The organism is Chlorogloeopsis sp. ULAP02 (assembly GCF_038404745.2).
Lineage (GTDB): Bacteria > Cyanobacteriota > Cyanobacteriia > Cyanobacteriales > Nostocaceae > Chlorogloeopsis.
In genome coordinates, this window is the sequence record NZ_JAYKTT020000078.1 from 56,481 (window position 1) to 70,133 (window position 13,653).

General features: G+C 38.9%; 12 protein-coding genes. 9 read left to right on the forward strand and 3 right to left on the reverse strand.

The annotated features are described in order from the left end of the window. The first annotated feature begins 167 nt into the window (after positions 1-167). On the forward strand, positions 168-1,571 hold the full coding sequence (locus U2718_RS27865) for an AAA family ATPase (protein WP_341997958.1): 1,404 nt from the start codon (positions 168-170) through the stop codon (positions 1,569-1,571). A gap of 2 nt (positions 1,572-1,573) precedes the next feature. Beyond that, positions 1,574-2,314, forward strand: coding sequence for a chromosome partitioning protein ParB (locus tag U2718_RS27870; protein ID WP_341997959.1), 741 nt, complete (start codon positions 1,574-1,576; stop codon positions 2,312-2,314). A gap of 383 nt (positions 2,315-2,697) precedes the next feature. On the opposite strand, the gene U2718_RS27875 is transcribed toward U2718_RS27870, so the two are convergent. Beyond that, positions 2,698-3,645: a glycosyltransferase family 2 protein gene (locus tag U2718_RS27875; protein ID WP_341997961.1), complete on the reverse strand. Its 948-nt coding sequence runs from the start codon at positions 3,643-3,645 to the stop codon at positions 2,698-2,700. A 168-nt stretch (positions 3,646-3,813) separates the two neighbouring features. Here U2718_RS27875 and U2718_RS27880 point away from each other — a divergent pair, with 168 nt between their 5' ends. The 4 genes from U2718_RS27880 to U2718_RS27895 all read left to right on the forward strand — a co-directional run bounded on the left by U2718_RS27880 (position 3,814) and on the right by U2718_RS27895 (position 9,938). Further along, positions 3,814-5,028 (forward strand): glycosyltransferase family 4 protein, encoded by a 1,215-nt coding sequence (locus U2718_RS27880; protein WP_341997962.1) that lies wholly within the window; start codon positions 3,814-3,816, stop codon positions 5,026-5,028. Positions 5,029-5,398: 370 nt separating this feature from the next. After that, positions 5,399-7,702, forward strand: a complete 2,304-nt coding sequence (locus U2718_RS27885) for an ATP-binding protein (RefSeq protein ID WP_341998109.1) — start codon at positions 5,399-5,401, stop codon at positions 7,700-7,702. A gap of 56 nt (positions 7,703-7,758) precedes the next feature. After that, positions 7,759-8,202: a response regulator gene (locus U2718_RS27890; RefSeq protein WP_341997963.1), complete on the forward strand. Its 444-nt coding sequence runs from the start codon at positions 7,759-7,761 to the stop codon at positions 8,200-8,202. 134 nt (positions 8,203-8,336) lie between these two features. Continuing rightward, positions 8,337-9,938: a cyclic peptide export ABC transporter gene (locus U2718_RS27895; RefSeq protein ID WP_341997964.1), complete on the forward strand. Its 1,602-nt coding sequence runs from the start codon at positions 8,337-8,339 to the stop codon at positions 9,936-9,938. A gap of 62 nt (positions 9,939-10,000) precedes the next feature. Here the strand turns inward: U2718_RS27895 and U2718_RS27900 are convergent, their stop codons facing one another. Both U2718_RS27900 and U2718_RS27905 read right to left on the reverse strand, forming a co-directional pair. Beyond that, positions 10,001-10,231, reverse strand: coding sequence for a type II toxin-antitoxin system VapC family toxin (locus U2718_RS27900; RefSeq protein WP_127011293.1), 231 nt, complete (start codon positions 10,229-10,231; stop codon positions 10,001-10,003). Continuing rightward, positions 10,164-10,391, reverse strand: a complete 228-nt coding sequence (locus U2718_RS27905) for a type II toxin-antitoxin system Phd/YefM family antitoxin (protein WP_341997966.1) — start codon at positions 10,389-10,391, stop codon at positions 10,164-10,166. The genes U2718_RS27900 and U2718_RS27905 overlap by 68 nt, the downstream gene beginning before the upstream one ends. A gap of 181 nt (positions 10,392-10,572) precedes the next feature. On the opposite strand from U2718_RS27905, the gene U2718_RS27910 reads away from it, so the two are divergent. The 3 genes from U2718_RS27910 to U2718_RS27920 all read left to right on the forward strand — a co-directional run bounded on the left by U2718_RS27910 (position 10,573) and on the right by U2718_RS27920 (position 13,242). Continuing rightward, complete coding sequence (locus U2718_RS27910; RefSeq protein WP_341997968.1) at positions 10,573-10,815, forward strand: antitoxin family protein; 243 nt, start codon at positions 10,573-10,575, stop codon at positions 10,813-10,815. Positions 10,816-10,913: 98 nt separating this feature from the next. Beyond that, positions 10,914-11,390 (forward strand): GNAT family N-acetyltransferase, encoded by a 477-nt coding sequence (locus U2718_RS27915; RefSeq protein WP_341997970.1) that lies wholly within the window; start codon positions 10,914-10,916, stop codon positions 11,388-11,390. Positions 11,391-11,481: 91 nt separating this feature from the next. Next, a complete protein-coding gene (locus U2718_RS27920; protein ID WP_341997972.1) occupies positions 11,482-13,242 on the forward strand; it encodes an ATP-binding protein in 1,761 nt (586 codons plus the stop codon). The last annotated feature ends 411 nt before the right edge of the window (positions 13,243-13,653 follow it).

Sequence of the window (13,653 nt, forward strand, 5' to 3'; positions counted from 1 at the left end):
CCTTAACTCAAGGCTTATCCTTACCTTTACTTAACTAAAATATAAGAGAATTTACTCTCTCTAGAATTTAATCGAGATAGGGAGTCCAAGAAAAACATTAAATAACCGAGAAGCATTCAGTTATCAGTACTTACTAATGGTTCCTATTTTTTAGAGGTAGAACGAGATTGTCTTTTAATCCTGAACTTTGCCGTAACGAAAGCGAAGTTGAAAGTAAACTTATCGTCCAATACTTGCTACCACAACTGGGTTATACTCCCGATACCTGGCATCAAGAGATTACATTTGGCAAGATTCGTTTAGATTTTTTAGCTTTTGCCGCGCAGGCTATTCCCTTTGTGTTGGATGTTAACTCACCTTTGAGTTTGGTAATGGAGGCAAAAAATCCCAAGCAGAATTTAAATAATCATGTTCATCGACTTAAGAATTATTTAATCAGCTTGAATGTAGAATATGGGTTGCTCACAAATGGTAAAGAAATTAGAATTTATCAAAAATCTCAAGATGATATTCAGCTAGTATTTCAGTGTGCTGGCAAAGAAGTAGACAACAGAATAGAAGCAATAAAAGCTTTAATTGGCAGAGATAGCTTAAAAGAGAAAAAATCCACAGACAATTCAGAGACTCAAACTACTGAGAATAATCAACCAAATACTCAAACAATTTCTCATCATAGTTCTGAAACCAAGAGGCAACATTCAATGAAAGTAATTGCTGTTTATCATAATAAAGGTGGCGTTGGTAAGACGACAACTGCGGTTAATCTTGCAGCAGCTTTAAGCAAAAAAGGTAAAAAAGTACTTTTAATAGATTTAGATGCTCAAGCTAATACTACCTTTGCTACTGGATTAATTAAATTTCAATTTGAAGAAGAAGATGATTTAAAAGACAAAAATGTTGTTCATTTATTAGAATCAAAAGATTTTAATTTTATTCCAGACATAGTTCGGCAATCACAATTCTTTAACGATCCAGAAATTGATATCATACCCTCACACATTACATTAATCGAGAAACAAGACATTCTAACTAGAATAGCAGCTATTAAAAACAGGCTTATTACCAAGCTAAAAAAAGTTGAAGATATATATGATATTATAATTATTGATACTCCTCCAGCCAGAGATTTATATGCTCAAGTGGCACTAATTACAGCTGATTATTTAATCATACCTTCAGATTTAAAACCATTTGCTAATCAAGGTCTACCTACAGTTAAATTATTTGTGAATGAAATCAATGAATATAAAGAATCTATAGGTAGACCTCCTATAAAGTTGCTTGGTGTTCTTGCTTCAAAAATTTCAACTAATTCTAGATTTTTACAATATACTTTTCCAAAACAAAGAGATGTAATATCAAAAAAATACAATTTACATCTGATAGAAACAGTAATCTATGATAGAACAGCTTTATCAGAGTGTTTAAACCAAACTATACAAATAGGTGATTTAGAATATCCAGATCCAAAATCTATATTCAAATTTGCAGAATTAAAATCTTCTGTCCAGACTTCAGCAGCAGAATTTGATATTTTAGCATTAGAAATAATTCAAAAAATAGGGATTTAATAATGATTAATTTTTCACTAGTAGATATTGATAATATTAAATCTGATGTACCTAGATCAGAATTTTCAGAGTCTGATTTAGAAAATCTTGCCAGTATAATTTTAGAAAGTGGAGGTATTGTTAGACCATTGATATTGAAAGAAACTGAAGCAGAGACTTATACCGTAATTGATGGTTATTTGGAATACTATGCCGCTGTTAAAGCAAGAGAAAAAAATCCTCGGAAAGGTGAAATGGTAAATGCCTTTGTAATTTCACCTAAAATTGAAGATTTAGTGTTGAAACAAACTGCAATTCTTAAGGAAGTAGAGTCTCTCAATCAGGCAGTACGACCATTACCAGAAACAACAAAATTAGAACCTCGATTAGCAAATATTGAACTACGCTTTGAACAACAGCTTAATCAATTCAAGTCGGAACTCCTACAAGAAAAACAAAGAGTAGACGACAAATTTAAGGAATTTGCTAACCTAATTCCAAAAAAGATTCAACCATTAGAAGTATTTAATAATTTAAATGTTTCTGAACTAGTATCAAGATTAATAAACGCTGGTTTTGCTAGTAAAACAGCAACTAGAATAGCTGAAAGTATTGAAAAAGAACGTAAAAAGAAAAAGTTTACCTCTTTAAGTGATGTAGTGATGAGAGTAAAAATAACGAGCGGCAAAAAGTTTGTTAAAGCTATAACTAGTGAGAAAATGATAGAGATAGTTGATAATTGGTCACTACTTTTATTTCGTTAGAAATTAAGTGCATTAATTTAGGGTCATATACCGTCTTCTTCCTCCACATCTTTTTGGAAAAAGTTAGGACAGTATTTGGGGGCTAAAATGAATGAAATGGAAGCCAAAATCATTGAAATCTTGAAACGAGGCACTCCGCTAAGAGCAATAGAACTTGCTAACCTCCTGAAGGTAGAAAAGCGATAAGTAAACCACTACCTCTATTCTTCATTGAAGCATCTGGTTATTCAAGATAATGATTACAGATGGTCATTAAAAACAAATAAAAAAGAGACGCGAAATTACCCTCCGGGAACGCCTGGGGCGTACGCGTCTCTACATCTAGATTTATACTGTGATTCAGCAACTCCGTCTAAAACGCTATATTTTTCGTTTACCTAATCCTACCTCTGCACCATCTTCGCTAACTCAAACGCCTTACCCCTTACCCCTGTTGGCAACAAAGATAGCCCTAACCCAGTCCACGCTTTCATCGGAGAAAAAGACTTACCTGCTAAAATAAACTCTCTTCCTTTGTGTGTTTCTCCCTTTTCAAGTAAGCGTAACCCCAACAGTAACCGCGTTTCTGCAAGCCGCTGTCGCCTAATACACTCCAATTTTTCAGACTCAAATTTATAACTATCCAAATACCGCAACTTATCAGTTAAATAAGCAATTGCTCGATCCAGTCCTTTTTGTTCTGAATGTACGCGGTATTCCATTAATAATTCTGGTAAATAATAACCATTTTTACCTGCCAAAGCTAGTCTTATAAATAAATCATTATCTTCACAATTTTGCCAATTAGAACGCATAAATCCTACTTCTTCAAGGCTGCTACGACGAAATAAAGTTGCACCTATTTGGAAACTTTGCTGAATAAATACAACTTCTAATAAGTTATTCACCACACCTTCTGGTAAATTAAATCTACCCCAACGTCGAGAATTTTCTTGAGTTTTCACATCATCTCGAACGTTATTAATATCTATAATCCAGTGATCGGTACTGACAAAATCAACGTTAGAATCGCACTCCATAACAACGGCAGTACGCTCAAGAAAATCTGGAGTTAACCTATCATCGTCATCAAATTTAATAAAATATTCACCTGTTGCCACCTTAAAGCCAGAGCGCATATTATTACTTTTACCAATATGTTGCGAATGACGAATATATCGAATGCGCTTGTCTGTATATTGCGATATAAGTTTAGGTGTGCCATCCTGTGATCTATCATCACAAATAATTATTTCAAAATCTTGATATGACTGTTGCAATACACTTTTAATAGCTTCAGAAAGTAGTTTAATTCGATTAAAGGTAGGAATGCAAACACTGATTTTTGGCATATCAATAACTTAAAAAAATGGTGTAAATATTAAAAAAACTGTTGAATATGCGATTATAAATATCTCAAATTATTACTAGATAGATAGTTACTGGCGTATATTGTAGCAACATGTCATTGTATATACATCATTGTACTTAATTATTATTATTCCCAAGTTATTGCGTTTATGAACATTTTGATGCTGTCTTCTACCTTTCCCTACCCGCCTACGCAGGGGGGAACGCAAGTGCGAACATTTAATTTACTTAAATACCTTAGTCAGCGCCATGCAATCACTCTTGTAACTCAACGGGAAGCTCATGTTACAAACACAGAAATCGCTGAGTTGCAAAATTGGGTAGATCGTCTAGTTATTTTTCAGCGCCCTCCAGACTTGGGAACTCGTAAGGGAATGCTCAAAAAACTCCAGCGCTTCAGTTTATTTTTGCAAGATGGGGTGCCGCCTAATGTCTTAAATCGTTACTCAGTCGAAATGCAAAACTGGATTGATAATTTTGTACAGACAGGAAAATGCGATGTAATTACTTGCGAACACAGCGTTAATGAAATTTACGTTAAACCTTATTTCCAAAAACAAGTACGGACATTAGTTAATGTGCATAGTTCTATCTACTGTACTTGTCGCAATCAACTAGAAACAGGCACTTCCACCAATCCTGTTAGGGATCAAGTTAATTTACCGCTTCTGCGACGCTACGAGCAAAACTACTGCTCGAAATTTTCGGCGATCGCCGTGACAACACAAGAGGACAAAATTCAACTGCAAGAATTCAATCCCCACAAGCAAATTACTGTTATTCCCAATGGGGTAGATTTAGAATCATTTCCCTATCGCAGCAAAGATCCGGGGGGACATCGCTTAATTTTTATCGGTGCAATGGATAACTTGGCAAATATTGATGCTGTGTGCTTTTTCTGCAATGAAGTTTTGCCAAAAATTCAAGCACGTTATCCAGATGCAAATTTCGAGATTGTGGGTTCTCGCCCAGCACCAGAAGTTTTAGCACTACAACAAAAACCAGGAGTGATCGTCACTGGTAAAGTTCCTTCCATAGCAGAGTATCTGCACAAAGCAACTGTTTGCGTTGTACCGATGCGAACAGGATTTGGGATTAAAAATAAAACTTTAGAGGCAATGGCAGCTGGTGTGCCAATAGTAGCAAGCGATCGCGGCTTAGAAGGATTAGCAGTAGATGGTGCAAATGTATTACTTACAGCCTTACGAGCGAATTATCCAACGGAGTATGTTAATGCCATTAACCACCTATTTACTAACGCACAGTTACGAGAAGAGTTATCTCGCAATGGCAGACAATTGATAGAAGCTGAGTTTACTTGGGATATTGCTGGCAAACGCTATGAACAATTGTGTTTACAGTAAATTTTCTACTTCGGGCATACAACTAGGAATATAACTGCTATTCACCCTAGTAACAAGCCAATACAAGCAATTCCGCATCTGTACTGACTTCTCTAGCAAATGGGTAGCGTAGGCTAGTCACCCCATAACAGAATCGCTCAAATTTGCTGTTGTAAGTGGGCGGCACTTGCATACTGGGCAGAAATTCCCAAATTGCCTATTTATTGCCGAGAGCTATAGTTGGTAGCTGTGAAGATTGATTTAAGCGATCGCAAGCAAAAAAGTATTAAAAAATTTTAAAATATAGGAAAATTTTCTTTGGTTTGTGGCTTTTGCTATCAAACAAATTTAGAAATCCAACATAAAATAAACTTTTTTGAAAATTTTATTTTTGGAGTTGTTTGCAACCGATCACGATTACAAATCACTTTATACCCCCGGCTCGATCCAGCCTCATGGCGTATTAATGGCACTGAGCGAGCCGGAACTGCAAATCCTGCAAGTTAGCAATAATACCCAAACCTATTTAGGTAGAAAGCCTCAGGATTTGTTAGCTCAACCTTTGAGCCTTCTGTTGGATACTACACAACTTGAAGCGATCAGACAGCTTTTGCTGGAAGATGTTGGTGGTGTCAATTACCTGAAATTGTTCATCCACACAGATGAAAATGAGCAATACTTTGACGGATTTATACATCGAACCCAAAATAGCATAATTCTGGAGTTAGAACCAACAAACTCTTCTGTAGCACTAGGTTTTGGGAATATCCATAACTTAGTCAGAGAGGCGATCACTAAACTTAAACGCACATCAAATCTGAAAGAATTTTTACAGCTAACGGCACAAAATATCAGAAAAATTACTACCTTTGGTCGAGTCATGGTCTATCAATTCGATCAGTATGGGGCAGGAGAAGTAATTGCCGAAGCTAAACAAGAGGAGCTATCACCGTATTTAGGACTCCACTATCCGGCAACAGACATTCCAGAACAGGCAAGGGAGTTATACAAACGCAGCTTAGTCAGGGTAGTTCCCAATTTAAAAGCTCAAGCGAGCGAGTTGGTTTCAATTGAGAATGACAAAAATCATACTTTTGGACTCGATTTAAGTTTATCTGTACTTAGAAGTGTTCATCCCTGTTGTGTTGAGTTTCATCAGAATATGGGTACGGCAGCGTTTGTGGTGATTTCACTCATCAAAGATGAAAAGCTTTGGGGATTAATTTCTTGTCATCATCAAACACCAAAACCGATCACTAGTGAGGTGCGGAGTGCTTGCGAATTTTTGGGACAGTTCATATCGTCAGAGTTAACCAATAAAGTAATTCAAGAACAGGTGGATTATCAAGCCAAGCTTGAATCACTGCGTTCTGAGGTAATAGAATCTATCTCCCAAGCAGACGAATTCATAGATGCACTAATTCAGCCTGAACCTCGTTTACTAGATCTGGTTGGTGCAAAAGGAGCAGCAATTTGCCTGGATGGTGAAATTACACTGGTTGGTTCTACACCTGAGGTGGATGATGTTTGGGAGTTGATTAATTGGGCAAACACCCAGGTTAGGGAAAACATATTTTACACAGATTCTCTGCCAAAGCTCTACCCAAAGGCTGAAAAATTCAAAGATACAGCTAGTGGCTTACTGCTACTGCAAATTTCTAAAGTCAAGCAGTATTATATTCTTTGGTTTCGTCCCGAAGTTTTGCGTACAGTAAACTGGGCAGGAAACCCAAACGAATCCATCAAACTTGAGGCAGATGGCAGTATAACCCTTTGTCCTCGTCAATCTTTTGAAAAGTGGCAGCAAACAGTTAGGTTCACTTCAGAACCTTGGAAATCATCTGAAATTGACAGTGCCTTCGCTTTAAGGAATGCAATCGTTGGTATTGTCCTCAAAAAAGCAGAAGAGTTAGCCAAGCTCAATCAAGATTTAGAGCGAAGCAATCAGGAACTAGCGTCCTTTGCCTATGCTTCTTCCCATGATCTCAAGGAACCATTACGAGGAATCTATAACTACTCAACAATCCTACTAGAAGACTACGCCTGTGTGCTAGATGAAGATGGAATTGAGTATGTGCAGACTGTTGTATCCTTATCAGTGCGGATGGAAGCTCTCATTAATACTTTGCTGCGGTTGTCGCAGTTAGGAAAAGCCGAACTACATTTGCAAGTGACTAACCTTACTCAGTTACTCAACGAAGTTATCAATGTTTTTGATGCTAGTCACCAGCAAGCTAATTTCGATATTCGTATTCCTCGACCTTTGCCAACAGTTCAATGTGATCCAGTTCTCGTCAGCGAAGTTTTTAGCAACTTGATCGGCAATGCATTTAAATACAATGATAGGGCAGAAAAATGGGTTGAGATTGGCTACGTTGATGGAGAGGACGCGGGGAGGTGGAGACACGGGGACACGGGGAATTTCTCAATCCAATCTCTTTGCGTCCTTGAAGTCGCCTCTTCTTCCCATGCCCCAATTACTTTCTATGTAAAAGATAACGGCATTGGCATTCAAAAACATCACCTAGAAACCATTTTCAAACTTTTCAAACGACTCCACTCCCAGGAAAAGTACGGTGGTGGCACCGGTGCGGGGCTTGCCATTACCAAGAAGATTATAGAGCGTCACGGTGGTCAAATCTGGGTTGAATCTATAGTAGGTCAAGGCTCAACATTTTACTTTACGCTGGAATAGTTTAATATACATAAAAAACCTTTTTACTTAACAAAATTTAAGACTGAAGACAACTAATGGCAACAAAACTTAAAGATTCACTGCTTGTTGTTGAGGACAGCCATGAGGATTTTAAGATGCTGCAACGCCTGATGCGGCGGATGGCTGTTCAAAACCCAATTTATCGTTGCAGTAGTGGAGATGAAGTTTTCGACTTCCTTTATCAAGAGGGGAATTATCAGAACCCTGATTTAGCACCACGACCTTCAGTAATTCTACTAGATCTAAATTTGCCAGGAATTGACGGTCGTAATGTTCTAGAGAGGTTAAAGCAAGATACTACTTTTAGGGAAATTCCCATTGTTGTCTTTACTACATCTGCTCATCCCAAAGATGTGGAATTCTGCTATGAAAAAGGCGCGAATGGCTATTTAATTAAACCAATGGATGCTCAAGAGCTTCGGAAGATTATTCAGGCATTTGTAGACTACTGGCTGGAAGTTAATACTCCTCCAGCGTAAAGGGGAGTGGAGACTAAATAAAAAGAACAAGGGGACAAGGAGAATCGTACTTAACGTTTTTGCCCTTGTGCTCCCTTGCTCCTGGTACTTCTTTCCTAGTCCCCAATACCAAGTACCCAGTACCGAGTAATAATATGAATTTAATTTGGTTTCTTTTGCGCTCATCTTGGCTAAATGTAGCGATCGCAGGAGTAGCAGGCTCAATCAGTGGTGTGTGCAGTGCTGCTTTGATTGCATCAATCAATACTGCTATTCGCGCCAGCAATCCTGAGTTGAGTCAACTTTTTCTGAGGTTTCTGGGGCTAGTAGTCGCTGCTCTTGCCACCAACTTAATCTCTCAGTTTCTGCTCTCAGGTTTATCTTACGAAGCAGTATATAAACTGCGCTTGCAACTGAGTAATTGGATTCTTGCTTGTCCTTTACGACATCTGGAAGAGCAAGGCTCGAATCGAATTCTTGCCACCTTAACCGAAGATACCAACGCGATCGCTGACACAATTGCTGTCGTTCCTTTCCTATGCATTGACTTCGCAATCGTTGTCAGTTGCCTGGTGTATCTTTGCTGGCTTTCTTGGAGTGTTTTTTTAGTAACTGCGGGATTGCTGGTAGGAGCAATGATTTGCATTCAGCTTTTAGTGGCAACAGCTTATGGATTGCTCGAACGTGCCCGTGAAGAGCAGGATCGTCTGTTTAAACACTTTCGTGCTATTACAGACGGAATCAAAGAGCTAAAATTGAATGTCCAACGCCGCCAAGCATTTGTGGCTGAGAACCTGCAAAGAACAGCAGCTGCATCGCGTCGCTACGATACTACAAGTATGAGAATTTTGGGTGTTTCTCTTGGCGTTAGTCAACTGCTGTTTTTTGTAATTGCTGGTTTTCTAGTTTTCGGATTGCCGAGGTTTACATCTGTTGACGTTACAGTTTTGTCAGCATATATCCTAGTCGTAACTTACTTAACCGATCCACTGCAAAGAATTTTACAAATACTACCGGGTTTAAGTCGTGGTAGTGTAGCGTTGCAGAAGATAGAAAAATTAGGCTTGGCGATCGCAAGCCGCTCTGAGGAGATTCTTGCTCAACCTACTACACTCAACTTCCGAAAACAAATTTGCCTTGTGGACGTTTGTTACACTTACCAGCAGGAATCAGGAGAAAATTTTACTCTCGGCCCTATCAACTTAATATTTCACCCTGGTGAACTCATCTTTATTATCGGCGGTAATGGCAGTGGAAAATCAACGCTTGCAAAGTTGATTACAGGCTTATATGTTCCACAAGCAGGAGAAATTTTATGGGATGAGCAGCCAGTAACGGATAAAAACAGGGAACAATATCGCCAATTGTTTTCTACTGTATTTTCCGACTTTTACCTGTTTGAGCAGCTTCTGGGCATTGCCCCGGATCTTCTAGATACAAAAGCTCAGAATTATCTTGAGCAGTTTCAGCTCAATCAAAAAGTCAAAATTGATGGCGATCGCTTTTCTACAATTGAATTATCGCAAGGTCAGAGAAAGCGATTAGCATTGCTGACAGCATATTTGGAAGATCGTCCAATTTATCTATTCGATGAATGGGCAGCCGATCAAGATCCATCCTTTCGGGAGAAATTCTACAATCACCTTCTTTTGGAACTGAAATGTCAGGGAAAAACAGTACTGACAATTACTCATGATGATCGCTACTTTCATTTAGCTGACCGAGTTATTAAACTAGATTACGGAAAATTAGTTTGAGAGTCTAAAGTTGCTGTGAGACTGCACGCATTAGTATAGCCTCAATAGGCTGAATTCCAACCTCAAGAATTTGCTGCCCAAAGCATGGAAACGTCGTACTGATTAAACATGGAATCAGCGCTCAAAATCACCATATCCTCTAGTTGAGCTTGTGCAATCAACATCCGATCAAAGGGATCTCGATGGTGTAAGGGTAGTGTAGCCGCTTGTAATGCATGGGGCGCTCTAATCTCTAGCGATGTCTTCCGGTAAGGGAGCGTTAAAGTCTTCTGGTACTGTGAACCGCCCTCGATCTTGCCCTAAACTATTTCGTCGATTTGATGAGGAGCGAAACGGAACTAACTTTGCGATTGGAATACCTTGGTTTGAAATAATGATTTCTTCTCCAAGTTCAACGCGCGACAAAAGTCGCGAGAAATTCGTTTTAGCCTGATGGATGTTTACGGTTTCCATAATAAAACTAAGTCTGTAAACTAAGTTTGTTTTAATTATAGTTGCAATATAGAAGCAAGTTTATGAGCGATCGCCTTTGCAACTGTGAGTTATTAGTGGAGGCGTAGTTTTGAGGCGATCGATGGAGCGATCGGCTATGCTTGAAAGTGCAACAACACATAGTTAGTGCGGAGTTGTCTGTATGCCCCAAGCTCTCAAGGCAATTTACCGAAACGGCACATTTATTTTACAATCAGCTTGCAACTTACCAGAAGGGGCTGAGGTTGAGCTATTCATTCAAAGCCCTCAAGTTGTATCACCTTCAATCACCGATCCTGAAACTAAACAGCGTTTTCTTAAAGCACTAGTTGAAAGGATGCAGCAAAACCCCATTCCCCTGAATGCTCCTTATTTCACGCGGGATATGCTGCATGAACGCTGTTGATACCAACATCTTGATTTACGGCATAACAACCTTATTGCGGCGGGCGATCGCTCTACAGTTAAACTATGAATAAAACTAAAGCGATCGAGGTTTAACAAATGAGAGTTAGATCTGCTAATCCTGATGACGTGTCGCTGATTTTTTCGTTGATCAAGAAGAAAGCAGACTTTGATCGCAAGATTGGTGCTTTTTCTGGCGAGTTGGGGGTATCTGAGGAAAAAATACGCAAAACTCTTTTTGGAGCAGTTCCTTTTTCTTACGTATTGTTTGCAGAGATGTCAGGGCGTGAAGTTGGATTTGCTTTGTATGGATTTAGGTACTCATCATTCGCAGGGCAACCGAGCCTTTGGCTGGATGACTTATATGTGGATGAACAGATGAGAAGCCAGGGAGCCGGAGCAGCATTAATGAGTCATCTTGCTGAAGTTGCCAAGGAAAATGACTGTACCCATCTAGCGTGGAATGCTGATGCTCGCAACCTTCGCGGATTGAGTTTTTATCATCGCTTGGGCGCAAAGATTACAGAACAAAAAGGTAATCGATGTTTTTTGATGTGGATACCTCAGGTGAGATAGGAAATTTTATATTTTATTTAGATTTTCTTCCAAATGTTGCCATTTATGACAATCTAAGAAAAAGAGCTTTCAATCTCTCTCTTAAACTTCTATGCCAGATGCCTGGACGATACTCATTATTGATGATAGTGCAGCGGATCGGAAGATCTATCGTCGATATCTTTTGAAAGACGCTCAACAGTCTTATCAAATTTTAGAGGCAGACTGTGGAGAGGATGGACTTGTTTTATGTCAAAAAACGCGATGCAATTTGATTCTGCTGGATTTTTGTCTGCCTGATATGAGCGGGCTAGAATTTCTCGATCGCCTCAAGCAGCAAGGACTAGAGATTTTCATCCCTGTGATTATGCTTACAGGGCGCGGCGATGAAGAGATCGCTGTGCAAGCGATGAAAAAAGGAGTTCAAGATTATTTAGTCAAGCAAAACTTGACACAAGATGTACTGCAACTTGCTGTTCGCAACACGATCAAGCAATCGTACTTGCAAGCGCAATTGCAAAAAACTCAGGAGCGGCAGCGCTTGATTGCTATGACTGCTCTGAGAATTCGTCAGTCTCTCGATTTAGAGCAAATTTTACATACAGCTGTAACAGAGGTACAGCAACTTTTGAAGTGCGATCGCGTAATGGTATATCAGTTCTTGCCAGATCAAAGTATTGAGATGATCGCCTGCTCAAGTCAGCCACTAATGGCAGCAGATGTTAAAAATATCGAAAATACTTACTTTGAAGTTGAGCGATCATGGGATGATTTAGCCGTCAATGCTAGCAAGCCTCATTCTCAATCATCTAAAAATTGCCATCAGATGGAATCGGACTCAACAATTTGTTGCATCTGTCAATATGCAATCATCAAAATGAATGAGGTGAGCTGGAATCATGACTGTTCCAACCTGCTAGAACCATCAAATAGTAGAGCAAATCAGGTAGTTCCCATCACTCTAAGTAACAACGAACAGCTAAAATGCAAACCTTGGGGCTTTTTAATGGCTTGCCAATGTTCTGGCAACCAACATTGGCAAAGCGATGAATTAGAGATTCTCCATCAAGTATCAGTGCAATTGGCGATCGCGATCCAGCAGGCGGAATTACTTGCCAAAACTCAAGCAGCTCTTGTCAAAGAAAAGCAACTCAATACATTTAAGTCCCAAATTATCACCACCATTTCCCACGAATATCGAACGCCGTTAGCTTCTATCTTGGCTTCGGCATCAACACTTAAGCACAATAAAGATAAACTAGACGAATTTAAACAACAACGATTCTTAGAAATTATCGAGCAAAAAACACGTCATCTGTCCAAACTAGTAGATGATATGCTCGTCATCGACCAATTAGAATTGGACAAAGCCAAATTTCAGCCAATTTTGCTAGATTTACGGCAACTTTTCTCTGACTTATTAGAAGAACAACGTCAAACAGCAAGCGATCGCCACGAATTGATTTTTAGAAATACAGGCAATCATCAAGGTTTCTGGGGCGATCGAGGACTTTTACGGCTAATTTTTTCTAACTTAATATCTAACGCAATTAAATACTCACCGCAAGGAGGCAACGTAGAATTCCATCTCATTAACAAAAACTCACAAGTGATTTTTTACGTCCAAGACGAGGGAATTGGCATACCCATACAAGATTTGGCAAATTTGTTTCAATCTTTTAGCCGGGGAAGCAATGTTGACACTATTCCTGGAACTGGTTTAGGGTTAGCTATTACTAAAGCTTGTGTAGAGCTACATGGCGGCAGTATCACGTTAGAAAGTCAAATCGGGCAAGGAACCAAAGTTATAGTTAGCCTACCAAACCAACTTAGTAAAAATATTGCGGCATTAGACGATAGAAGTTGCTCGTGACACTCCTCTAGTGAGTAAATCGGCTATCCACTCCGAATCTAATACATCTATAATTTACGTCTTAGGCACATTTTGCATATGCTTGCCATTCACTACCAACACTTTGGAGTTCGCTTCTAAGATTTTATACACAGGTTTCCACTATTTGCCCATGTCTAGCTTTCATACTGATTTGCATTATTAAACACCTCAACTTTATTTCCAGCCTAAGATTATAGTGATTGCATTTCTAACTTACTTATATTATTTATTACGTTAAATTTTAAATGAAGAATAAAACCGCTCTAGGTATGATGAACACCAAGAAGAGCTAGAGAGGTATTTTGCATAAGTCCTGTTTAAAAACAGGCGAATATAGGTATGAGTAAGATTTTTCATCCATCCGGACGTGAAAAGGTCTGAAACATTGTT

What these genes read in the sequence shown, in the direction of transcription:
- U2718_RS27875 (WP_341997961.1), bottom strand. Translation starts at nt 3,645, where the DNA reads ATGCCAAAAATCAGTGTTTGCATTCCTACCTTTAATCGAATTAAACTA.
- U2718_RS27910 (WP_341997968.1), top strand. Translation starts at nt 10,573, where the DNA reads ATGCCCCAAGCTCTCAAGGCAATTTACCGAAACGGCACATTTATTTTA.
- U2718_RS27870 (WP_341997959.1), top strand. Translation starts at nt 1,574, where the DNA reads ATGATTAATTTTTCACTAGTAGATATTGATAATATTAAATCTGATGTA.
- U2718_RS27880 (WP_341997962.1), top strand. Translation starts at nt 3,814, where the DNA reads ATGAACATTTTGATGCTGTCTTCTACCTTTCCCTACCCGCCTACGCAG.
- U2718_RS27905 (WP_341997966.1), bottom strand. Translation starts at nt 10,391, where the DNA reads ATGGAAACCGTAAACATCCATCAGGCTAAAACGAATTTCTCGCGACTT.
- U2718_RS27890 (WP_341997963.1), top strand. Translation starts at nt 7,759, where the DNA reads ATGGCAACAAAACTTAAAGATTCACTGCTTGTTGTTGAGGACAGCCAT.
- U2718_RS27895 (WP_341997964.1), top strand. Translation starts at nt 8,337, where the DNA reads ATGAATTTAATTTGGTTTCTTTTGCGCTCATCTTGGCTAAATGTAGCG.
- U2718_RS27920 (WP_341997972.1), top strand. Translation starts at nt 11,482, where the DNA reads ATGCCAGATGCCTGGACGATACTCATTATTGATGATAGTGCAGCGGAT.
- U2718_RS27915 (WP_341997970.1), top strand. Translation starts at nt 10,914, where the DNA reads ATGAGAGTTAGATCTGCTAATCCTGATGACGTGTCGCTGATTTTTTCG.